The organism is Maricaulis sp. (genome assembly GCF_039978735.1).
GTDB lineage: Bacteria > Pseudomonadota > Alphaproteobacteria > Caulobacterales > Maricaulaceae > Maricaulis.
In genome coordinates, this window is the sequence record NZ_JBDWAS010000036.1 from 1 (window position 1) to 20,414 (window position 20,414).

Annotated in this window: 20 protein-coding genes and 1 tRNA gene; 7 read left to right on the plus strand and 14 right to left on the minus strand. The window is 66.3% G+C overall.

The window, feature by feature from the left end; genetic code table 11:
- Nucleotides 1-304 precede the first annotated feature (304 nt).
- On the minus strand, nucleotides 305-661 hold the full coding sequence (locus tag ABJO18_RS10075; protein ID WP_348507038.1) for a DUF962 domain-containing protein: 357 nt from the start codon (nucleotides 659-661) through the stop codon (nucleotides 305-307).
- Nucleotides 662-1,056: 395 nt separating this feature from the next.
- Between ABJO18_RS10075 and ABJO18_RS10080 the strand changes: the two genes are divergently transcribed.
- Together ABJO18_RS10080 and ABJO18_RS10085 are read left to right on the plus strand one after the other, a co-directional pair.
- Nucleotides 1,057-1,132: transfer RNA gene (locus tag ABJO18_RS10080), tRNA-Asn, on the plus strand.
- A 172-nt stretch (nucleotides 1,133-1,304) separates the two neighbouring features.
- The gene (locus tag ABJO18_RS10085) at nucleotides 1,305-2,444 is read left to right on the plus strand and encodes a GNAT family N-acetyltransferase (RefSeq protein ID WP_348507037.1); all 1,140 of its coding nucleotides are present in this window, start codon (nucleotides 1,305-1,307) and stop codon (nucleotides 2,442-2,444) included.
- An 8-nt stretch (nucleotides 2,445-2,452) separates the two neighbouring features.
- Here ABJO18_RS10085 and ABJO18_RS10090 read toward each other — a convergent pair whose 3' ends face one another.
- The 3 genes from ABJO18_RS10090 to ABJO18_RS10100 all read right to left on the minus strand — a co-directional run bounded on the left by ABJO18_RS10090 (nucleotide 2,453) and on the right by ABJO18_RS10100 (nucleotide 5,407).
- Complete coding sequence (locus ABJO18_RS10090) at nucleotides 2,453-3,550, minus strand: hypothetical protein (RefSeq protein ID WP_348507036.1); 1,098 nt, start codon at nucleotides 3,548-3,550, stop codon at nucleotides 2,453-2,455.
- A gap of 100 nt (nucleotides 3,551-3,650) precedes the next feature.
- A complete protein-coding gene (locus ABJO18_RS10095) occupies nucleotides 3,651-4,400 on the minus strand; it encodes a prephenate dehydrogenase/arogenate dehydrogenase family protein (protein ID WP_348515868.1) in 750 nt (249 codons plus the stop codon).
- Between the two features lie 95 nt (nucleotides 4,401-4,495).
- Nucleotides 4,496-5,407, minus strand: a complete 912-nt coding sequence (locus tag ABJO18_RS10100; RefSeq protein WP_348508166.1) for a DMT family transporter — start codon at nucleotides 5,405-5,407, stop codon at nucleotides 4,496-4,498.
- Nucleotides 5,408-5,517: 110 nt separating this feature from the next.
- Here ABJO18_RS10100 and ABJO18_RS10105 point away from each other — a divergent pair, with 110 nt between their 5' ends.
- Nucleotides 5,518-6,927 carry a PLP-dependent aminotransferase family protein gene (locus tag ABJO18_RS10105; protein ID WP_348508165.1) on the plus strand — a complete coding sequence of 470 codons (1,410 nt, stop codon included), beginning with the start codon at nucleotides 5,518-5,520 and terminating at the stop codon, nucleotides 6,925-6,927.
- Here the strand turns inward: ABJO18_RS10105 and ABJO18_RS10110 are convergent.
- The 10 genes from ABJO18_RS10110 to ABJO18_RS10155 all read right to left on the minus strand — a co-directional run bounded on the left by ABJO18_RS10110 (nucleotide 6,924) and on the right by ABJO18_RS10155 (nucleotide 17,280).
- Nucleotides 6,924-8,837, minus strand: a complete 1,914-nt coding sequence (locus ABJO18_RS10110) for an ABC transporter ATP-binding protein/permease (protein ID WP_348508164.1) — start codon at nucleotides 8,835-8,837, stop codon at nucleotides 6,924-6,926. The genes ABJO18_RS10105 and ABJO18_RS10110 overlap by 4 nt on opposite strands.
- Before the next feature lie 235 nt (nucleotides 8,838-9,072).
- A complete protein-coding gene (locus ABJO18_RS10115) occupies nucleotides 9,073-10,113 on the minus strand; it encodes a LysM peptidoglycan-binding domain-containing protein (RefSeq protein ID WP_348515869.1) in 1,041 nt (346 codons plus the stop codon).
- Between the two features lie 211 nt (nucleotides 10,114-10,324).
- Nucleotides 10,325-10,528: a helix-turn-helix transcriptional regulator gene (locus tag ABJO18_RS10120; protein ID WP_348508545.1), complete on the minus strand. Its 204-nt coding sequence runs from the start codon at nucleotides 10,526-10,528 to the stop codon at nucleotides 10,325-10,327.
- Complete coding sequence (locus ABJO18_RS10125) at nucleotides 10,525-10,932, minus strand: hypothetical protein (protein ID WP_348508544.1); 408 nt, start codon at nucleotides 10,930-10,932, stop codon at nucleotides 10,525-10,527. Before ABJO18_RS10125 ends, ABJO18_RS10120 begins: the two co-directional genes overlap by 4 nt.
- Entirely contained in the window at nucleotides 10,929-11,837 is a 909-nt protein-coding gene (locus ABJO18_RS10130) for an alpha/beta hydrolase (RefSeq protein ID WP_348508543.1), read from the minus strand. Before ABJO18_RS10130 ends, ABJO18_RS10125 begins: the two co-directional genes overlap by 4 nt.
- Nucleotides 11,838-12,124: 287 nt before the next feature.
- On the minus strand, nucleotides 12,125-13,462 hold the full coding sequence (gene gltX, locus ABJO18_RS10135) for a glutamate--tRNA ligase (RefSeq protein WP_348508698.1): 1,338 nt from the start codon (nucleotides 13,460-13,462) through the stop codon (nucleotides 12,125-12,127).
- Nucleotides 13,463-13,532: 70 nt separating this feature from the next.
- Entirely contained in the window at nucleotides 13,533-13,889 is a 357-nt protein-coding gene (locus tag ABJO18_RS10140) for a hypothetical protein (RefSeq protein WP_348508699.1), read from the minus strand.
- 74 nt (nucleotides 13,890-13,963) lie between these two features.
- The gene (locus tag ABJO18_RS10145) at nucleotides 13,964-14,410 is read right to left on the minus strand and encodes a hypothetical protein (RefSeq protein ID WP_348508700.1); all 447 of its coding nucleotides are present in this window, start codon (nucleotides 14,408-14,410) and stop codon (nucleotides 13,964-13,966) included.
- 235 nt (nucleotides 14,411-14,645) lie between these two features.
- Nucleotides 14,646-16,310, minus strand: coding sequence for an NAD+ synthase (locus ABJO18_RS10150; protein ID WP_348508701.1), 1,665 nt, complete (start codon nucleotides 16,308-16,310; stop codon nucleotides 14,646-14,648).
- Nucleotides 16,311-16,350: 40 nt separating this feature from the next.
- Nucleotides 16,351-17,280: a Gfo/Idh/MocA family oxidoreductase gene (locus ABJO18_RS10155; RefSeq protein WP_348508702.1), complete on the minus strand. Its 930-nt coding sequence runs from the start codon at nucleotides 17,278-17,280 to the stop codon at nucleotides 16,351-16,353.
- A gap of 178 nt (nucleotides 17,281-17,458) precedes the next feature.
- Between ABJO18_RS10155 and ABJO18_RS10160 the strand changes: the two genes are divergently transcribed.
- The 4 genes from ABJO18_RS10160 to ABJO18_RS10175 all read left to right on the plus strand — a co-directional run bounded on the left by ABJO18_RS10160 (nucleotide 17,459) and on the right by ABJO18_RS10175 (nucleotide 20,373).
- Nucleotides 17,459-18,250 carry a hypothetical protein gene (locus ABJO18_RS10160; protein ID WP_348508703.1) on the plus strand — a complete coding sequence of 264 codons (792 nt, stop codon included), beginning with the start codon at nucleotides 17,459-17,461 and terminating at the stop codon, nucleotides 18,248-18,250.
- A gap of 33 nt (nucleotides 18,251-18,283) precedes the next feature.
- On the plus strand, nucleotides 18,284-19,279 hold the full coding sequence (locus ABJO18_RS10165; protein ID WP_348508704.1) for an NADP-dependent oxidoreductase: 996 nt from the start codon (nucleotides 18,284-18,286) through the stop codon (nucleotides 19,277-19,279).
- Entirely contained in the window at nucleotides 19,279-19,710 is a 432-nt protein-coding gene (locus ABJO18_RS10170) for a PaaI family thioesterase (protein ID WP_348508705.1), read from the plus strand. Before ABJO18_RS10165 ends, ABJO18_RS10170 begins: the two co-directional genes overlap by 1 nt.
- Nucleotides 19,711-20,106: 396 nt before the next feature.
- The gene (locus tag ABJO18_RS10175) at nucleotides 20,107-20,373 is read left to right on the plus strand and encodes an HU family DNA-binding protein (RefSeq protein ID WP_271185153.1); all 267 of its coding nucleotides are present in this window, start codon (nucleotides 20,107-20,109) and stop codon (nucleotides 20,371-20,373) included.
- Nucleotides 20,374-20,414 lie beyond the last annotated feature (41 nt).

Consider the following 20,414-nt stretch of genomic DNA (forward strand, 5'->3'; position numbering starts at 1 on the left):
TCAAATCCGGACACGATGTCCGCCGTGCATCCCGCACCCCTCTCATCGCTCCAGGCGCACAGCGCCGTGGAGGGTTTCGTGCTTCCTCATCTGCAAACACACACGATTTTTCCCGGAAGCGCGCAGCGCTGTCCGGGACCGACTGGACGCGGCTCACGCTTCACGCAGCAGAGTAGATCCCGTATCTGCAGCCTGCCTGCGCAGGCTGAAGCCTGCGCCCGCGAAAGCGGGTGGCCGGGAAAAATGGGAGAGGTTGAGGGAGACACCGCGGCTCAATCGCGCAGGCCCCCGCCCGCCGGGAAGCTCAGGCGTGTTCCGCTTCCACCGTACCGTCCGGACGCACGCCCGCCTTTTCCAGCTCTCCATCGAGGCGGCCCGTCAGGAAGAGGCCGAACATGCGGTAGTCGCTGATCAGCGACCAGAGCGGATAGGTGAAGGTCGCCGGCTTGTTGCGCTCGACAAAGGCGTGGCTCACCCAGGCGAAGAAATAGCCCGCGACCGGAACCGCCAGCAGGCCCCACCAGGTCTGTGTCGCCAGCGCAGCGATCAGCACCAGGATGGCCAGGGTGGACCCGACATAATGCCAGTTGCGCGTCGCCGGACGGGCATGCTCACGCAGGTAATAGGGCCAGAAAGAGCTGAAAGTCGTGTGTTCGCGCATCCTCACCTCCCCGTGTCGAACTCCCGTGTCGAATTCGCGTATCGGCAGACCGAATCACTAGCACGGCCGGGCCCGGAACCGGAAACCGCAAAAAACATGGCTAACGAAAGATCTTCGAAAAGCCGCTCATTTCCATGAATCCATTAGGGAAGCGGCAAGGACGGTGAACCATTTTCCCAATTTTCCCGACCCCGTTAACTCCGCCTTAAGGGTTCTCAACCAATTCTGTACGCGTCTTCCCGTGAAGACACCCCACCATCCACCCAATGCCTTTTCGGGAGCCTTCGCGGCTCCCGATTTTTTTTGCAGGAAACCGGCAGGTCTTGAGCAGCAGGGTGCTTGCGCCCCGAACAGAAGCTCTGATAAAAGCCGGTCCTCGCTTGAGAGAACGGTATTCCCCGGTAGCTCAGTTGGTAGAGCAGGTGACTGTTAATCACCGGGTCGGCGGTTCGAGCCCGTCCCGGGGAGCCATTCTTCTCCTGAAAGCGAAATCTCCCGATCCCCGAACGGTTTGCCGGACGCCCTGCGCGTTCCGATTCTGCACATCTTCACCTGCCTGCAGCCCCGCTTCCCCCGGCATGAAACTCGCATGATCCGTACTGCCGTGCGGATGATTCCCGCGCCGGCACACGAAGGGTGAGCGATGCGCGAGACATTCCAGCTGGTCGAGGCCGCCGCACTGAGCGAGAGGGACTGGCAGTCCCTCGCCCGCCTGCGCGCCGCCTGCCCTGGCTGTGAAAGCCCCTTCCTCGACCCCGGTTTTGCCCGCGCCGTCGCGCAGGTCCGCCCCGACACTTTCATCGGCCTTGCCTTCGAGGACGAGACGCTGGTCGCCGCCTGGCCGCTGCAGGTGGCGCGCGATGGCTGGACGCGGCCGGCCGGTGCCCCCTTTGCCGACTGGAACGGCCCGCTGATCGCGCCGGGCAGCACGCTGACCCCGGCCCGCCTGATCGACGCGCTGGGCCTGGCCGGTCATACGGGCTCGAACATGACCTGCCGCCCCGGCGGTCCGGCCCTGCATGAGGAAGCCACGCGCTCGCTGGTCACCGACCTCAGCGCCGGAGCCCGGGCCACGCTCGACGGTCTTGCCCGCCATCATCCCCGCCATTTCAAGAAACTGCGCCGCCTCGGCCGCAAGCTCGCCGCCGACTACGGCCCCGTCACCCTGACCCGCGCCGGACCGGAGAGCGAGGCGCTGGGCCGGCTGCTCGACATCAAGCGCGCCCAGCTGGTGCGCTCGGGCCTGCACGACGTGCTCTCCCCGGCCTGGGTACGCGCCCTGCTGGAAAGCCTGCACCAGACGCGCACCGGCAGCGATTTCTGTGCCGAACTCTTTGTGCTCGAAGCGGGCGGCGAATTCGTCGCGGCCGAGTTCAACCTGCGCTCCGGCCCCGTCATGCATGGCTGGCTGGCGGGATATGAGCCGCGCTTTGCCGCCTATTCGCCCGGCCATCTGCTGGTGATGCATCTCCTGCCCGAGATCGCCGCGCGCGGGGTCGTGGAATACGATGCCGGCACGGCCGAGCATGGCTACAAGGATTATTTCGCCAATGGCGAGCGCACCGGCGTGTCGGCGACCCTGTTCGCGGAAAGCCGCCGCACCGCCTTCCAGCCCGTTCGCCACACGCTGCACCGGCTGGAACATGCTGGTCCGGGCGTGCTGGCCCGCCTCATCGGTCGCACCCGCCGCCGGCTCGACCAGATCTGTGCCGCTGAAACCAGCCTGCGCGGCCGCACCCGCGGCACGCTCAGCGCCCTGCGGCGCTTCTTCCCGGCGGGGTAGGCGCGTCGCTACCGCATCAAGCCCGGCGGCGTGCGGTAGGCGAAGAAGTAGTCGGCATCGCCGGGGCGCGGCGTCCAGGCCTGGCGCATGGCGTCGTCGCGGAACTGGACATGGCAGGGGTCGTAGTCGAGCCGGCGCGTCAGGCACCAGCCCCCGGCCCTGGTGACGGCCCCGGGAACCGCCCGGGGGAAATGCAGCCGCACCTTGGCCACACCGGCCCGCCGCGCGCACGCCAGGATATGCCGCAGAACCGCGATCTGGGCGGCAATGCCGTCCTCATCGTCCACGCCCAGCCAGTCGACAATCTCGACATGCTCCAGCCCGTCGGCCGAAGGCTTGGTCAGCAGCGTCCCGGCCAGCAGCGCCGGCACACCGTCGATGCGCGCGAGGAGATAGTCGAACCCGCCGGCCCGGTCGGGGTCGCGGCGGCGATAATCCAGCCGTTCACGGTCGAAAACCCGCACCGCCTCACCCGAAGCGGCCAGCCGCTCTGTCAGGCGGGCGAGATCGACATCGTCAGCCCGGTCCAGCGGCTCCACCGTCACACGCGGCGCCGGCCGGTCAGCGGTATCCAGGCCCAGCTCGAACACCCGGCTGAAGCGCTCGCGATCCGGCGGCAGTCGGTGCAACGCCTTCTGCAGACGCGTCAGCGCAATACGCAGCGGCGCGGTCGGCCATTCCAGCCACACCCGCCCCGCCTCGCCCAGCCAGGGCGCAGCACCGATCCGCGGCAGGATGCGCGCAGACAGGCCGTTATTGTTGAGGGTGGAATAGACGTCGACGCCGGTCTGGCGCAGGCCGTGACGGGCCAGGGTGATCCCGGCCTGGCGCCCGGCGGAGAGGTCGGTCACCAGCGTGTGACCGATGGCGGCGCGCAGCGTGCGCTCGCCGATCCGGTAGCGCGAGGCAAAATTGCCGATCAGGCCCACCACAACGCCGTCGCGCTCGCACACCCAGCCGGACGGGATACCGTCCTGGTCGGGGTTTTCGAACAGCACCCAGTGCCAGCCCGCTTCGGACCGCTCGGGAAAGCCGCAATCGCGCACGATGCGGGTGATCGCCGGAATATCGTCCGGTGAGACCGGACGGATCTCGCCGCGTGCCATGGCCCTCCCCTCCGGTCCGCGCACCCCTGTTCCGGACGCTGCCGTCCGGTTGCTGATGACCAGAATGCCCCCCGAAAGTGAGCAAGCGCTTAAGCCGGTGCTATTCGGCCAGACGCGTGTCCAGCGCCCGGGCCGCCTCGAAGAAGCGGCGGCGCAGATCGGCCGCATGCGGATTATGCCGCTCGATCGCCCGGAACAGCGCGTCACTGTCCTGCGAGACCAGCCGCGCGGCTTCTGCCAGCAGGTCGAAGGAGCGCGTCGTATAGGGCGCGGGCGGCAGATCAAGATCGGTGATCACCTTGGAGACCAGGTGGGTCAGCGCCTGCACGCTGGCCATGGTGCGGTCGTGCGTGTCGGCGTCTGACAGGTGCACGTCCAGCGCCAGCCGCTCGCGCAGGAAGCTGGCCACACAGTCCGGGTCCACGCCCGGTTCCGGGCACAGCACGATCGACTGGCCCGCCACGCCCTGCGCCGCACTCTGCGGACCGAAGAGCGGGTGGGTGCCCAGGATGCGGGTGCCGGCCGGCAGGGTCTCGCGCAGGATGCGCATCGGCTCCAGCTTCACCGAGGCCACATCGATCACCAGCGCGCCCGGCTGGATATGCGGCGCAATGGCGGCCGCCACCTCGGCCAGCGCCTGAACCGGCATGGCCAGGATGACGACCGGCTGCGCTGCCGCCCCTGCGAGCGTCCCGGCCCGCACACCGTCCGGCATGGAGGCATGGGGATCGTGACCGGTCAGGTCGGCATGGGGCGCCAGATGCTGCGCGGCCAGCTGTCCGAACGCCCCCAGACCGATGAGGCCGATGGCGGGACGCCCGTCAGGCAAAGTTTGCGGGGCACTGGCCATGGCGACTCCGTGGGACCGTTCAAAGCGTGATCCGGTGAAGGGGAAGCCGGCTCACCTGATCACGCCACCGCTCGGGATTCTGTTCCAAGAGCCGATTATGCACGCCGGCGCAGGCGTGTGAACGCGGCAGCACTGCGCGATCCCGGACGGGAGAAATGCTTTGCCCCGGCCACGCACAGAACGATCCCGGCTGCCGTGGCGAGCATCGCGCCACTGATATGCTCGTGCAGCAGCAGGGCCGCCAGCATGAGACCGAAGAAGGGCATCAGCAACTGCAGCTGGCTGACCGCCGCAATGCCGCCCTGGGCCAGGCCGCGATACCAGAAGATGAAGCCGATCAGCATGGAGAAAACCGACACATACCCCACGCTCAGCCAGACCGGCAGGGCGATGCCTTCCAAAGTGGCGGGCGCGGTGAACAGCGAGAGGGCGAGCATGGCCGGCAGGGCCAGCACCAGCGCCCAGGAGATCACCTGCCAGCCGCCCAGATGCCGCGACAGCCGCGCGCCCTCGGCATAGGCCATGCCGCACAGGATCAGTCCCGCCATCATCATGCCGTCGGCAATCAGGTCGGAACTGCCGCCGCGGCCGAGGGCGAAACCGGCGACCAGCGCCGCGCCGAGGCCCGAGAAAATCCAGAAGACCGGATGCGGACGCTCGCCGGCGCGCAGGAAGCCGAAGATCGCCGTGATCAGCGGCAAAAGGCCGAGAAAGACCAGCGAGCGGGCCGCATCCACCCGTTCCAGCGCCAGGGCCGAGAGCAGCGGAAAGCCGATCACCACGCCGGCCGCCGTCGCGGCCAGCGGCAGGAGATCGCCCCGCGCCGGCCGGCGCTCGCGCAGCACCACCAGCAGCAGGAGGCCCAGCACGCCGGCGATACTGCCGCGCATGGCGGTCAGGAAGACCGGATCGAAGCCCGATACCGCGATCCGTGTCGCCGGCATGGATCCGCTGAAGATCAGCATTCCGGCAAATCCGCTGGCCCAGCCCCGATACGCACCGCTCATGACGCTCTCCTGTCTGTGTGACCGCATCATGAGAGCGGCGGCGGGCTGGAAAGGCGAGAGACACTCCGATACAATTTGGCAAAACCGTACTGGTACAAAGAGCAATACAGATGGCCGATGGCAGCCCCCTCTCCCACGCCGCAGACACCTCCCTTGTCGGCAAGGTCATGGCGACGATCGAAAGCCGGATCGCCTCGCGCAGCCTGACGCCCGGCGCCCGCCTGCCCTCGATCCGCGCCCTGGCGGAAACGCTGGGCGTGTCCAAATCCACTGTCGTGACGGCCTACGACAGGCTCGCCGCGGAGGGCACGATCCAGTCGCGGCCCGGCTCCGGCTTCTATGTCGCGGCTCCGCTGGCGCCGCTCGCCGTTGCCGACCTCGGTCCCAGGCTGGACCGCGAGGTCGATCCGTTCTGGATTTCCCGTCAGGCGCTGGAAGCCGGTCCGGAGGTGCGCATGCCCGGCTGCGGCTGGCTGCCGGACAGCTGGATGCCGCACGCGGATATCCGCCGGGCGCTGCGGTCGCTGGCGCGGGCCGATACCAGCACACTCGTGGAATATGGCTCGCCGCGCGGCCTGCCCGCCCTGCGCCAGATCGTGGCCCGCCGCCTGGCCGAGCGCGGGATCGAGACCTCGCCGGACCATGTCGTGCTGACCGATTCCGGTACCCAGGCGATCGATCTCGTCTGCCGTTTCCTGGTCGAGCCGGGCGATACGGTGCTGCTGGACGATCCGAGCTATTTCAACTTCCAGACCCTGTTGCGTTCGCACCGGGTGAAGATTGTCGGCGTGCCCTACACACCGGCCGGACCGGATGTGAAAGCGTTCGCCGAGATCCTCGAGCGCGAGAAACCGCGCCTCTACATCACCAATTCCGGTCTGCACAATCCGACCGGCGTGACCCTGTCACCGACCGTCGTGCACCAGGTGCTCAAACTGGCCGAACGCGCCGGGCTGACCATTCTGGAAGATGATGTCTATGCCGATCTGGAAGTGAACCCCGGCCCGCGCCTGGCGACCTATGACGGGCTGGAGAACGTCATCCATCTGGGCAGTTTCTCCAAGACTCTCACCGCCGCCGGCCGCTGCGGCTTCATCGCGGCGCGGCCGGACTGGGTCGAAGCGCTGGTCGATCTGCGCATCTCCACCACATTCGGCGGCGGGCGGATGACGTCGGAAATCGTCCTCCACCTGTTGCGCAGTGCCGCCTATCGCAAACATGTCGAGGGGGTGCGCACGCGACTGGCCGAAGCCATGGCGAGAACCGCAGACCGGCTGGCCCGGATCGGCATCGATCCCTGGGTGCGACCGGCTGCCGGCATGTTCCTGTGGTGCCGCCTGCCCGGCGATACCGACGCCGCCGACCTCGCCCGCTTTGCCCTGAAACACCAGGTCGTCCTGGCTCCGGGCAATACATTCAGCCCGTCGCAAACGGCCCGCAACTTCCTGCGCTTCAACGTCGCCCAGTGCGACGATCCGCACATCTATGAAGTGCTGCAAAGGGGGCTGGAGCGCGCCTAATTCACCGCCGTGTCTTCCGCGTTCACCGGAAACGGCACGACGCTGCCCTCGCCCGCCTCACTCTGTCGGCGCCACATGGCGGCGTAGAGACCATCGCGAGCGAGCAATTCGTCATGGGTGCCGCTTTCCGCGACCCGGCCGTCGTCGAGCACGAAGATCCGGTCGGCCCCGGCAATCGTCGACAGGCGGTGCGCGACGGCTATCGTGGTCCGCCCGCGCGCGGCTTCGGCCAGCGCTGCCTGGACCTCTTTTTCGGTCTGGCTGTCCAGCGCCGAAGTCGCCTCGTCGAGCACCAGTATGGCCGGGTTCTTCAGGATTGCGCGCGCCACGCCGACGCGCTGTTTCTCGCCGCCCGAAAGCTTCAGTCCGCGCTCGCCCACCCGGGTTTCCAGACCGTCCGGCAGACCGCGCACGAAGGCGGCCAGATGGGCACGCTCCAGCACCTGCCAGATCTCGTCCTCCGACGCGTCCGGACGGCCATAAACGATATTGGAGCGCAGCGTATCGTTGAACAGGACCACGTCCTGCGGCACGAGGCCCAGCGCCTCGCGCAGGCTTTCCTGGGTGACATGGGCGATGTCCTGGCCGTCAATCTCCACCCGGCCGCCGTCGGGATCGTAGAAGCGGAAGAGGAGGCGCAGCACGGTCGACTTGCCGGCGCCCGACGGTCCGCAGATGCCGACAAAGCCGCCGGCCGGAACGTCCAGCTCCACACCATTGACCGAGCGCGACCGGCCATCATGGGTGAATGTCACATCGTGTAACCGCACGGCACCGCCTGTGAGGCGCAAATCGTGCGCATCCGGTGCATCGGCGACCTCCGGACGGAGCGCCAGCGTGTCGAACACCCGCTCCATGTCGATCGCACCCTGCTTGATCTCGCGATAGGCCCAGCCGAGGATGTTGAGCGGCTGGTACATATTCATCAGCATCATCGTGACAGCCGCGATATCGCCCGGCTGCAAGACGCCGTTCCAGGCCTTCCAGCCGGCCATCAGCGCCATCGCCAGAAGACCGCCATTCATCACGAAGGCCTGGGCGCCGTTGAGCAGGGCCAGCGAGGATTGCGACCGCGCCGCGGCATGGGCATAGCGCGTCATCGCATCGTCGAAGGCGTCGGACTCGCGCCGCTCGGCGGCAAAGGCCTTCACCGTCTCGAAATTGATCAGGCTGTCGACCGCCCGCGCCGAGGCCTCATTGTCGGCCTCGTTCATCTGGCGGCGGATGCGCACCCGCCACTCGGTCACCGACCAGGTCAGCATCATGTAGATGACGACCGTCACCACGGCGATGGCGGCGAACTCCCAGCCATAGTTCACGCTGAGCACAATCGCTGCCAGACCCAGCTCCAGCAGGGTCGGCGCGATGTTGAAAATGAGGAAGCGCATCAGGAAATCGACGGCCCGCGCACCGCGTTCGATGATGCGGTTGAGCGCGCCGGTGCGCTTGGTCTGGTGATAGCCGATCGACAGGGTCTGCACGTGGGCAAAGGCGTTCACGGCCGTCAGGCGCTGGGCGTCCTGGCTGACCGGCGCGAACAGGGCATCGCGCAATTGCGGGGCTCCGACCGACATGAAACGCGCCACGGCATAGGCGAAGAAGGCCATACCGAATGTGCCGGCGAGGCCTGACAGCAGGCCCGTCGCCGCATCGGAGCTCTCGCCCGCTCCAGCGCCCCCTTCGCCCAGGCGGGCGGAAATCAGGTTGATGCCGTCACCGAAAAAGACCGGCGCCACCACCGCGAACAGTTTCGCAACCACGGTCAGCGCCAGCGCCACGCCCATGCGGAAGCGCCATTTCGCCATGTCCGGCGAGGCCAGCAGCGCGAACAGGCGCACCATGGTCTTGCCAAGCGAGCCCTGGGGGGCGGATTTCGCTTCGTCTTCGGTATCGCCGGGAAGAGGTCTCATCGCGCCATGACATAGGGCGCTGGGCCGCGCGGCGCCAGTGCGGGAGACTGCATGTCGATACTTCGAGAGCGCCCACTTTCCCCGGACCCGTTCCGGGGCCTGCCAGTCGACGACAAACCGCGTCGGCTATCTGCGCAGCGCCGAGTAGCTCCGGGCAGCAACAGTTTTCTAGTGCGCCAGGCCCCGGAACGGGTCCGGGGAAAGCAGGACATCCTTGCCGCAGAAGCGCGCCTTCCTACCCGTTGCCCTCGCCGTCCGTACCGGCGCCGTCGGCGTCGCGCGGCGCCTGGAAGACCTGGCCGGGATAGATCAGGTCGGGATCGCGGATCTGGCTGCGATTGGCCTCGTAGATCACCGTGTACTGGATGCCCTCGCCATAAAGACGGCGGGCCAGGCGCCACAGCGAATTGCCCGGCTGCACCACGACCGAGTCGGGGCCGAGATTGAGCGCTTCCGGTGCGACCCGTTCGAAGGGCAGCACGATCACGGCGGAGACATTGCCGTCCGGCTCGACCTGGTCGATCTGGAGATCATAGACGCCCGGTGCCAGGAGGGCGCCGGCCTGCATGTCCCAGCGGCCATCGCGGCCGACCTGGGTCTCGCCGACCAGCGCGCCATTGGCGAAGATGCGGACAGTGGTGCCCGTCTCGGCCCGGCCGGAGAAGATCACGGCGCCGGTGGAATCATAGTCGACGGTTTCCAGCACCAGCGTGCCCATTTCCGCATCCAGGCAGGACGGGCATTGCCAGACGCGGCTGGCCTCGCCGGGGCGTCCCACCACGACCAGCGGCGTCGGGCCGCGCTGTTCCGGAATGGACACGACGACGACCTGTTCGGACATCATTTCCCGCCCGTCCGGTGCCACCATGCGCAGCGACAGTTCGACCGCGCCCGAGGGCAGCGGCTCGTCGGGAATGATGACCCATTCGCCGCGCTCATTGATGGTCTGGATATCGGTGCGCTCACCGGCCTCGCCGGTGAAGATCAGGGGTTCACCATCGGCCAGCAGCTGGATTGTCGCGCCCGGTTCGCCGCGGCCGGCCGTGACGGCAGAGCCGACCGGCGCCACGCGCACGATATCGAAGACGGGCGGCGCGATCATGGCGGCGGGTGCGGTACCGCGCTCGCTGCCGGTCTCGCCGCTCTGGGCGGTCTCGGCCGGCTGTTGCGGCGCGCCCTGGTCGGCGGAAGGCCGGTACATGATGAAGGCCATGGCGGCAGCGATCGCCAGGGCGGCGAGTACGGCGGCTATGATGAACGACCGCGTTGCGGTCATGGTGGACCTCCTGTCATCGACCGGCTGCTTTCAGGCCGGCTGTCACGGCGTGCCGGCTCGGCCATTCCGTCAGACTGCACTACCGGATGCAAGACCCGCGCCGCCGAAGCTGCGCGGGTCCCCCATTCCCGAACCGGCAGTATGAGCGATGTTCGATGGCAAAAGTAAGGTCTGCTTGTGCATTTTGCCATTCACATCCGGCGCGATAGCGCTAATCCGGCGCGCCATGCGGGTCGAACACATCCTCGATCTTCAGTTCGAAGGCATGGGCCAGGGCAAAGGCGAGAGTGAGCGAGGGGTCGTGCTTGCCGGTCTCCACCGCATTGATCGCCTGGCGCGACACACCGACCCGCTCGCCCAGCTCGGCCTGGCTCCAGCGGCGTTCCGCCCGCAGCACGCGCAACCGGTTCCTCACCGGTTTTCCCGCCAGTAGAGGTAACACTGCGCCACGCCGAACGAACCGCCCAAAGCGGGCAGCACCCAGATCAGGCTGATCTCGGGCACCTCGACAGCACCGGCCAGAAAGCCATAGCCGAAGCTGGTAAAGCCGACGATGCCGGCGGCCCACAGGATGGCCTCTGTGGCGATGCGCCGCTGGTATTCGTCCATCTCGCGAATGCGCACGATGAAGGCCCTGAGGGCATAGAAGGCCGGGATCAGCGGTGTCAGCGAGGCGAGCCCCGCCGACCAGCCCGACAGCTCGCCATTGTTGATCGCCGTGATCGAGCCGAACAGGACCAGCATGTAGGCGAGCATCGCAACGCCGAAATGAATGACATAGCGCCTGTTTGCGGACGGTTTCCTGTCAGCCGGCATCATTCGCCCTCCCCGTTACCGATCACAGCCGCCAGGCGTTCGCCGAACGCGTCCGGCTGGTCGAGCATGATGAAGTGACGCGATCCCTCGATCACATCGACCTCAACCGATTCCAGGCCAGCGTACTGGCTGGCATAGACACCGGCCAGCGCCTCCGCACCCACCGGCGCACCCGGCGCCCAAGCGACCAGGACCGTTACATCGGCCGCCACATCGGCGAGGACGGGCGAAAAATCGCTGCCGGCCACTTCCCCGAACGCCGTGGCGACGGTGGCCGGGTCGGAGGCTTCCACCCAGGCCATCACCTGCGCCTGTCCCTCGGCCGTGATCGACTGGATGGGCAGGCCCATGCGCGACTGGGCCAGATAGGTATCGCGGTCCATCGCCGCCATCTGGGCCGCGGTGGCCTGACCGAAGGCCGCCGCCTGCTCGGCCGTGATGGCCGGATTGAACAGGCGGGCGAAGAAGGGCGCACTGTCGACGACGACCACGTCGGTAACGGCACCCGGCCGGGCGGCGGCAAGCTGCAGCGCGATCTGGCCGCCCATCGAGTGGCCGACGATCACGGCGTCGGTAAGCTCTTCCCGGTCGATCAGCGCGGCCAGGTCGTTGACCGCTGTCTCGATCACACCGGCGGAACGCTCGGCGGGAGCGACGCCGCCAAACCCGGCCAGGGTGACGACATGCATGTCCGCCGTGTTTTCGAACTGCGCGACCGTGCCGTCCCACACCGCGCCCGGCGTCGCCAGCCCCGGAACCAGGATCACCGTACGCGCACCGGCCGTGCCGGCCCGCTCGACCTGCAGCGTCTCCTGGCCGCTGGCCTCGGCCGCCATCACGGCGGCCAGCGCAGTCACCGTGGCAATCAGGGCACCGATCGCCGGTGGCACGGGTTTGAACTTGAACATGGAAAGCTCCATCAGGTTGATATGACTTATTGTCATGCAAACCTGACACTGCGGCACATGAATGTCAAGACAACCTGACTTGAAGACAGAAACTCATGACTTTCAAGCAAGCACAAGGCTTCCCCTGCGCCAGCGGGGGAAGTGGCCGAGCCCGGCCAGTAGGCCGGGTGAGGTCGATGGGGGTGTGTCGGTTGCGCGCCAACGCGCTGTGCGGTGCTCTCGCACCGCCCCCTCAGTCCGCTGTCGCGGACAGCTCCCCCGCAAGCGGGGCGAGCCCTTGGCGCAGCCTAGGCCGTTTCGCCTTGCAGGCGCTTGAGGACCGTGTCGCGGCCCAGCAGCGGCAGGAGGACGGCCATTTCCGGACCGCGCGGCTCGCCGGTCAGCATCAGGCGCAGCGGCATGAAGAGGTCCTTGCCCTTGCGGCCGGTCGCCGCCTTGAGCGCATTGGTCCACTCGCCCCAGCTTTCCCCGGTGAGCGTGCCGGACGGCAGGCGTTCGGCGGCGGCAGCGGCATAGCCGGCATCCTCGATCACCGGCGTCACCGGTCCCTCGACCAGCCTCATCCAGGCCTTGGCATCGTCCAGGCGTTCCAGATTCGGACGCACCGCATTCCAGAAGGCCTCGCCGCCATCGGCGCCCAGCATGGCCAGGCGCGGCTGCGCCTCGGCATAGGGCATGGTGTGCAGCAGTTTGGCATTCACCCGCTTGAGCTCTTCCGGATCGAAGCGCGCCGGCGAGCGCGACAGCTTGCCCAGATCGAAGCCTTCGAGCAGACCGTCGACATCGGCGAAGGCATCGACCGGATCCGAGGTGCCGATCCGGGAGAGCAGCGACATGATGGCCATCGGCTCGATGCCCTCCTCGTCGCGCAGCTCGGCAATCCCCAGCGAACCGGTCCGCTTGGACAGCTTGCCGCCGTCGGCACCGACCAGCAGGGCCTGGTGGCCGAATTTCGGAGCGGTCCCGCCCAGCGCCTCGAAGATCTCGATCTGGGCGCCGGAATTCGTCGTGTGGTCCTCGCCGCGGATGATGTGGGAGATCTCCGCCTCGATATCGTCGACCACGCTCGGCAGGGTGTAGAGATAGGAACCGTCCTCGCGGATCAGGATCGGGTCGGACAGTGACGAGGTCTCGATGGCGACATGGCCGCGCACCATGTCGTCCCACTCCACCGGATTGCCCGACAGTTTGAAGCGCCAGTGCGGCTTGCGGCCCTCGGCTTCCAGCTTCGCGCGGTCGGCCTCGGTCAGTTCCAGCGCGGCGCGGTCATAGACCGGCGGGCGTCCATTCGCCATTTGCAGGCGGCGCTTGCGCTCCAGCTCGTCGCCGGTCTCGTAGCAGGGATAGAGCAGGCCCTTCGCCTTCAGCGTTTCCGCTGCCGCGCCATAGCGCTCGAAGCGCTCGGACTGCCTGAACGTGTCGTCCCAGGTAATGCCCAGCCAGGTCAGGTCGGTACGGATGCCGTCCTCATAGGCCTGCGTCGAGCGCTCCGTATCCGTATCGTCGATACGCAGCAGGAAGGTCCCGCCCGCCTTGCGCGCGAACAGATAGTTGAAGATCGCGGTGCGGACATTGCCGACATGAAGCTTGCCGGTCGGGCTGGGCGCAAAACGGACTTTGGTCATCGGTGCAGGCCTTGGCTCGAAGATAAGCCGCAGGGCTTAGCGCCGCGCGCGCGCCGGGGCAAGCGGGGGTTCAGTATGGCGGACGCGGACGGCCGGCGAAGTGCCAGTAGGTGAAGCCCGCCAACCATCCGGGCAGTAACAGAAGCAATGCAAGAAAAGCCGCATCAAGCGCCGTTCTACCGCTGAAATTTGGGCTTAGCCAAAAGACCGCCGCTGCCACCGCCGCGATATAGCCGGGAATACCGCCGATACCTGCATCGCTCCAACCACGCGGCAAGCGCGCAAGTCTTGCCAAGCCCAACAGGCCGATAACCGGGATTCCGGTAACGTAGGCTGCCCAAAGCGTCATGGCTCCGAACAGACCTATGACCTCGTTCCACTTGTGGAAATACCCGGAAGCGGGGCCATCAACGACAACGATGATCATCGTCATCCCCGCCCCGGCAACTGTACAGGCGCCACACCAGGCAAGAACAGGTCGGGCATGGATGCGCCACCCCATCACCCCTTCCCCGCCACCAGCCGGTACACGCTCCCGCCGACCAGGCCGACGCAGAAGAACATCATGGTGACCGGGATGGCTTCGGCGCCGTGCCGGATGGGAAAGCCGAAGAGCTGGAGGACACCGGCACCGGTGAGCCCGCCGAACAGGGCGCTGGTATAGATCTTCTTCCAGCCCTGGCTGTGCATGATCCAGGCAAAGATGAGGGTGGGGATGGCCGTCAGCGCGATCATGAAAGCGCCGAAATAGAGCGTGCCGGGAATGATCGCGGCGGCGAATTCGGCGATGTCAGGCGCGCTTGGCCATGCGCCCACGGCCCCGATCATACCGAAGGCCGCCACCAGCGCGGCAGCGCTGGCAAAGCAGGCCGCCAGCCAGGCACCGACCGGGCGTGTCCAGGCATTGGCAAAACGACGTTCGGCATCGGCACGGATAATATCGCGCATGGCGACCTCCCTTGAGCGCTCCCGTTTCGTTGATTTCTGTTTTGACAGAAATTTCGGAATAAAGGGATGGGGCGGTGTGTCGCAGGGTTGAAATGGTGTCAAAGCGCTTCCCCCGGACCTGTTCCGGGGCCTAGCACCTCTTTGCTGCCGGCCTCCAACATAACCTCACGACGCGCAAACGCCGGCAGGCCCCGGAACAGGTCCGGGGAAACAGCTGACAGCCTGGGGGACAGGATCAATCCCCCGACTTGAACCGGTTGGTGATGGGGTAGCGGCGGTCGCGGCCGAAATTCTTGGAGCCGATCTTCACGCCCGGCGGCGCCTGACGGCGTTTGTATTCGGCGCGGTAGAGCAGGTTCTCGATGCGGCGCACCGTCGCCTCGTCCTGGCCTTCGGCGACGAGGTCGCGCACCGAACGCTCCTCCTCCACGAGGGCGAAGAGAATGGCGTCCAGCACGTCATAGGGCGGCAGGCTGTCCTGGTCGGTCTGGTCTTCACGCAGCTCGGCCGAGGGCGGTTTGGTAATGATGCGCTCGGGGATGACCTGGCCGACGGGCCCGAGACCGGTCGCGCGCGGATGGGCATTGCGCCACCAGGCCAGCTCGAAGACTTCCGTCTTGTAGACGTCCTTGAGCGCGTTGTAGCCGCCATTCATGTCGCCATAGAGCGTGGCATAGCCGACGGCCATTTCCGACTTGTTGCCGGTGGACAGCACCATCGGTCCGAACTTGTTGGACAGCGCCATCAGCACGACGCCGCGGGCGCGCGACTGGATGTTCTCCTCGGTCGTGTCGGGATCCTTGCCGGCAAACACTTCGGCCAGGGTCGATCCGAACGCCTCAATGGCCGGTTCGACATCGATAATATCGTAGCGGATGCCCAGCATCTGCGCGCATTCGCGGGCATCCTCGAGGCTTTCCTGCGAGGTGTATTTCGACGGCATCATCACCGCCCACACCCGTTCCGGCCCCAGCGCATCGACGGCAATCGCCGCCGAGATCGCGCTGTCGATCCCGCCGGACATCCCCAGCACGACGCCCGGGAACCCCGCCTTGTCGACATAGTCGCGCAGGGCCAGCACCATTGCCTTCCAGTCGGCCTCGAGCCCGGACACGACCGGCGCCCGCGCCTCGCTGTCGCACGACCAGCCGGTTTCCGTGCGCTGCCAGACGGCCAGATCCATCGCTTCCTCGAAAGCGGCCAGGCGCTGGACGGTCTCGCCGGCGCTGTCGCGGGCAAAGCCGGCGCCGTCGAAGACGAGCTCGTCCTGGCCGCCGACCTGGTTGACGAAGATCATCGCCTTGCGGCCCTGCCAGCGGTCGAACCAGACGGAAAAGGCGGTCTTGCGCTCGCGCTCGATGGTGCGGCGCCAGGGCGAGCCATTGATGACGATCATCATCTCGGCGCCCTGGTCGATCAGCGCCTGCGGCACGGTCTCGCGCCAGATATCCTCGCAGATCGGCAAGCCGAGGCGGATGCCGCGCCATTTGACGATCTCCGGCACCGGTCCGGGCTGGAAGACGCGCATCTCGTCGAACACGGCGTAATTGGGCAGTTCATGCTTGAAGCGCAGGGCGACGAGATGGCCGTCATCGATCAGCGCGACGGCATTGTGCAGCTTGCGCCCCTGGCGCCAGGGCAGGCCGACCAGCACGGCCGGGCCGGACTTGGTCTCCTCGACCAGCGTATCCAGCGCCCGCTTGCAGGCCTCGACGGCCGCCGGCTTGAGGACCAGATCCTCGGGCGGATAGCCCAAGAGGAACATTTCGGGGAAGACGACAAGGTCGGCGCCACGGATACGGCCGTCGGCAATCGCGGCACGCGCCTTGGCCAGATTGCCCGACACATCCCCGACCACGGGGTTGAGCTGGGCCGTCAGAATGGAAATCCGGTCCGTCATGAGGGCGACTTAGACCGCGCCGTGCCCCGCCGCAAGAGGCTCACGATCCGTAGACGCGCGCCCCGTCGATCGCCCGGGCCGCATCCAGCGCGCGCAGGCCGGCAATGCCCGGCACCGCGACCGGCTCGCCGTCCAGCACGGAGGCGATGAAGGCGTTGACATTGGCACCCAGGGAATCGCGTGCAACCGGTGTATCGGCAAAATCGGCATTGAGTGCGTAGGGCGTGGAATTCTCGAACGTCTTGGCGACGAAATCGATCTCCAGCACGCCCGCCTCGTACTCGACGCGCATCTTGCGGTCGCGTTCGTGATGGACGCGGCTGGCTTCCAGCTCGGCGACACAGCCATTGTCGAAGACCAGTTTCGCCCTGGCGATGTCCGGCGTGCCGAAACGGCCCTTGTCGACCTCGCCCTCGACGGATGTCACCGCCCCGCCCGCCAGGGCGATCGCCAGGTCGAGATCGTGCACCATCAGATCCAGCGTCACCGACACGTCGAGACAGCGCTCGGACGGCGGCCCCATGCGGCTGGCGACAATGCGCTTGGGACGGTCCGGCACGGCGAACAGGCCCATGGCGTTGAACACGAAGCGTTCCTGATGCCCCACCTGCAGCACACGGCCATGCGTGGCGGCCAGCTGGATCAGCTCGCGCGCTTCCTCGACGCTGGAGGCGATCGGCTTTTCGACCAGGACGTGACGGCTGTTTGCCAGCGCTGCCGCTGCGGCCTCGAAATGGTGGACCGCCGGCGAGGCGACCGTAATGGCGTCGCAATCGGCGATCAGGCGGGCCAGATTGTCATAGGCTTTTGCGCCATGCTTGTGCGCCAGCGCGCGCGCCTTCTCGATATCGGGCTCGTAGATACCGACCAGATCGGCCCGCTCATGCGCCGCATATTTCGAGGCGTGGAAACCGCCGAACACGCCTGCACCGACAACACCGGCCCGCAGGCGCTTGTTTTCCGAAACCATGATACGTCCTTGTCCGTCTGCCGGGCTGAATACCCCGCCCGCCCCTGCAATCAAGCCGCTCCTGCATCAAGACGTGTTTCCGCGCATTGCAGCCCGCCGCCGCCATACCGCGGCGTCGAACCGGCTTGCACGCGCATCGAAGCGCACTACCATGCAGCGCACGGGGGAGGATGCAGACTTGGACACCGAGGAAAAACCCGCGGCGAAGGCGAAGCCGAACGACATTCTCGATTCCGTGTCGATTGCCGCCTTCGATCTGGATGGCCGCATCTTCCGCACCCTCTGGCATTCGCTGACCCGCACACCCGATGTGGCGCTGGCCGGCGTGAAAGGCGATTTCAGCGAGTATCTCTCGCCCATCCGCGTTTTCGTCGCGCTCTTCTCCTTCCAGTTTGTCGTGGCCTCACTGTTCGGCACGCCGCTGGCGGGCTCGCTGGAACAGCTGACGGTCGCGATCGAGCCGGAGGTCGTGGAGGCCTGGCTTGCCACGGGACAGAATGCCAGTGGCGAAGTGCCCACCCATGCCGAGGTCAACCAGACCATCGAGAGCTGGGGCGCGATGCTGCTCTGGCCGCTCACCGTCATCACCTCCCTGCCCTATCTGCTGCTGCTGAAGCTCTACCGCCCCGGCGTGCCTCTCTGGGGACATCTGCAATTCTTCCTCACCGCCACCAATGCCTCCTTCGTGGTGATGATCGCGACCATTCCGCTCGTCCTGCTGGGCCTTGGCTGGTTCTCGCTGGGGCTCGGCCTTGCCATGATCGTCTATTATTTCTGCATCGGCCGGATTATCGTCCGGTTCTACAGCCATAGTGCGGGCGGTGTGGCGCTGCGCCTGCTGGGCCTGATACTGCTTATGCCGGTCACGCTCCTGATGACAGGGATCGGCCAGATTGTCGGCACCGCCTTCACGCTCGACGTCAACTATGATCTCAGCCTGATCCGGCTCTATGCGCCGGATATCCAATAACCCTCCCCCAACCCTGAACAAGGAGAGACCGCCATGAAGTCTCGCGAAATCCATCTTCTGGAATACCTCAAGGGCGATCCGAAGCCGGAGAACTACAAGCTCGCCGAGGCCGATGTCCCGGCTCCGGGCGAAGGCGAAGTGACGGTGAAGAACCACTACATCTCGGTCGATCCCTATATGCGCGGTCGGATGAGCGGCATCCGCACCTATGTCGGCCCGTTCGAGCTCGGCAAGGTGATGGAAGGCGGCGCTGTCGGCGAAGTCGTCGAGAGCAATTACGAGGGCCTCAAGCCGGGCGATTTCGTCAATTCCATGTTCGGCTGGCGCGAAGCCTATACCGCGCCGGGCAAGGCCCTGCAGAAGATCGACACCTCCATCCTGCCGCCGCAGGCCTATCTGGGCATTGCCGGCCTGACGGGCCTGACCGCCTATGTCGGTATCAAGCGGATCATCGACCTGCAGGAAGGCGAGACGATGTGGATGTCCGCCGGTGCGGGCGCGGTCGGCTCGGCCGGTATCCAGTTTGCCAAAGCGATGGGCGCCACGGTCGTCGCGACCGCCGGCGGCCAGGAAAAATGCGACTTCGTCAAGTCGATCGGCGCCGATGCCGTGGTCGACTACAAGGCGACCGACAATCTCACCGCCGCCATCCAGGACGCCGCGCCCAAGGGCATTGACGGCTATTTCGAGAATGTCGGCGGCACGCATTTCACCGCCGCCCTCAACACGCTGAAACCCAAGGGCCGGATCGCGGCCTGCGGCATGATCCAGCGTTATAATGACGCCCAGCCGGCGACGATCACCGACAATCTCACCTTCATCGTCGGCAAGTCGCTGAAGATCCAGGGCTTCATTGTCACCGATCACGCTGACATGATGGACGGCTTCGTGCGAGACCTGTCGGCCTGGATGGCCGCCGGCAAGATCAAGCCGGCCGAGACGGTCATCGAGGGTATCGAGAACGCCCCGGACGCCTTCATGGGCCTCTTCTCCGGCCGCAATACCGGCAAGATGCTGGTCAAGATCTGATGAGCGAAGACAGCAGCGCATTGCGCGACATGCTGAACGCACGGGGGGCCGGGCATCTGCCCGGCCATCTCGGCGTCGTGATCGAGACGGCGACGACCGAGGAAGTTGCCGGCTTCCTGGACGTGCGCCAGGAATTGATGGCGCCGAACGGCTTCCTGCATGCCGCCAGCGTGATCGGCCTTGTCGACACGCTGTGCGGCTATGGCACGGTGGCGAACCTGCCCGAAGGGGCGAGCGGCTTCACCACGATCGAGCTGAAGGCGAACTATCTCGGCACCGCCCGCGACGGCCGGCTCAGGGGCATCGCAACGCCGGTTCACCGTGGCCGCACGACCCATGTCTGGGATGCGCGTGCGTTCCGGGACAGCGACGGCAAGACGGTCGCCCTTTTCCGCTGCACGCAGATGATCCTCTGGCCGAACGCCGGATAGCTCAGCGCCGCATCAGGCGGCCGAGCGTCCAGCCGGCCGCGCAGGCCGCGATCACCGGCGACCATGTCTCTCCCGCACCCGCGAAAAATGCGAGCATGTAGGCGCCCAATCCTGCTGCAAGTGCGAACGGCAGCAGGCGAATCGGGCGATTCGCGGAGGCGGCGTTAGGAGTCGGTTCACCCTGATACATGCTGCAAAATGTACGCAAAACGGGTGCCGAAGGCGAGAAATGGGACTTGTCCCAAGGAAATTGCAGTGAATTCGGCCCGATTCACCTGTTATGGCTTGCAAAGACGCCCGGTTCTCGGCCTTGATGAGGCGTCCACGAACACGCGGCACACCGGCCGGACACGATGACCGTGTCTGCCGGCGCCGCGACTAAACGGGGGGAACCCTATGAACAAGTCTGATCTCGCCAAAGCCGTCAGCGACAAGACCGGTCTGTCCCGCGCACAAGCGGGCGATGCGGTCGACGCCGCGATCGAAGCCGTCATCGCTTCGGTCAAGGGCAATGACAGCGTTCAGCTCGCCGGCTTCGGCACCTTCTACGCCAAGCACCGCGAAGCTCGCGAAGTCCGCAATCCGCGCACTGGCGAAAAAATGATGTCCAAGGCTCGCACCCAGGCGGCTTTCCGTCCGGCTGCTGCCCTGAAAGACATCTAATCAGTCCAAACGGGTTCTGATTACACGAACGCCGCCCGGAG

What these genes read in the sequence shown, in the direction of transcription:
- ABJO18_RS10075 (WP_348507038.1), bottom strand. Translation starts at nt 661, where the DNA reads ATGCGCGAACACACGACTTTCAGCTCTTTCTGGCCCTATTACCTGCGT.
- ABJO18_RS10140 (WP_348508699.1), bottom strand. Translation starts at nt 13,889, where the DNA reads ATGATCATCGTTGTCGTTGATGGCCCCGCTTCCGGGTATTTCCACAAG.
- ABJO18_RS10130 (WP_348508543.1), bottom strand. Translation starts at nt 11,837, where the DNA reads ATGTTCAAGTTCAAACCCGTGCCACCGGCGATCGGTGCCCTGATTGCC.
- ABJO18_RS10165 (WP_348508704.1), top strand. Translation starts at nt 18,284, where the DNA reads ATGAAGTCTCGCGAAATCCATCTTCTGGAATACCTCAAGGGCGATCCG.
- ABJO18_RS10145 (WP_348508700.1), bottom strand. Translation starts at nt 14,410, where the DNA reads ATGCGCGATATTATCCGTGCCGATGCCGAACGTCGTTTTGCCAATGCC.
- ABJO18_RS10100 (WP_348508166.1), bottom strand. Translation starts at nt 5,407, where the DNA reads ATGAGCGGTGCGTATCGGGGCTGGGCCAGCGGATTTGCCGGAATGCTG.
- ABJO18_RS10150 (WP_348508701.1), bottom strand. Translation starts at nt 16,310, where the DNA reads ATGACGGACCGGATTTCCATTCTGACGGCCCAGCTCAACCCCGTGGTC.
- ABJO18_RS10110 (WP_348508164.1), bottom strand. Translation starts at nt 8,837, where the DNA reads ATGAGACCTCTTCCCGGCGATACCGAAGACGAAGCGAAATCCGCCCCC.
- ABJO18_RS10170 (WP_348508705.1), top strand. Translation starts at nt 19,279, where the DNA reads ATGAGCGAAGACAGCAGCGCATTGCGCGACATGCTGAACGCACGGGGG.
- ABJO18_RS10115 (WP_348515869.1), bottom strand. Translation starts at nt 10,113, where the DNA reads ATGACCGCAACGCGGTCGTTCATCATAGCCGCCGTACTCGCCGCCCTG.
- ABJO18_RS10095 (WP_348515868.1), bottom strand. Translation starts at nt 4,400, where the DNA reads ATGGCCAGTGCCCCGCAAACTTTGCCTGACGGGCGTCCCGCCATCGGC.
- ABJO18_RS10105 (WP_348508165.1), top strand. Translation starts at nt 5,518, where the DNA reads ATGGCCGATGGCAGCCCCCTCTCCCACGCCGCAGACACCTCCCTTGTC.
- ABJO18_RS10155 (WP_348508702.1), bottom strand. Translation starts at nt 17,280, where the DNA reads ATGGTTTCGGAAAACAAGCGCCTGCGGGCCGGTGTTGTCGGTGCAGGC.
- gltX (WP_348508698.1), bottom strand. Translation starts at nt 13,462, where the DNA reads ATGACCAAAGTCCGTTTTGCGCCCAGCCCGACCGGCAAGCTTCATGTC.
- ABJO18_RS10175 (WP_271185153.1), top strand. Translation starts at nt 20,107, where the DNA reads ATGAACAAGTCTGATCTCGCCAAAGCCGTCAGCGACAAGACCGGTCTG.
- ABJO18_RS10085 (WP_348507037.1), top strand. Translation starts at nt 1,305, where the DNA reads ATGCGCGAGACATTCCAGCTGGTCGAGGCCGCCGCACTGAGCGAGAGG.
- ABJO18_RS10125 (WP_348508544.1), bottom strand. Translation starts at nt 10,932, where the DNA reads ATGATGCCGGCTGACAGGAAACCGTCCGCAAACAGGCGCTATGTCATT.
- ABJO18_RS10090 (WP_348507036.1), bottom strand. Translation starts at nt 3,550, where the DNA reads ATGGCACGCGGCGAGATCCGTCCGGTCTCACCGGACGATATTCCGGCG.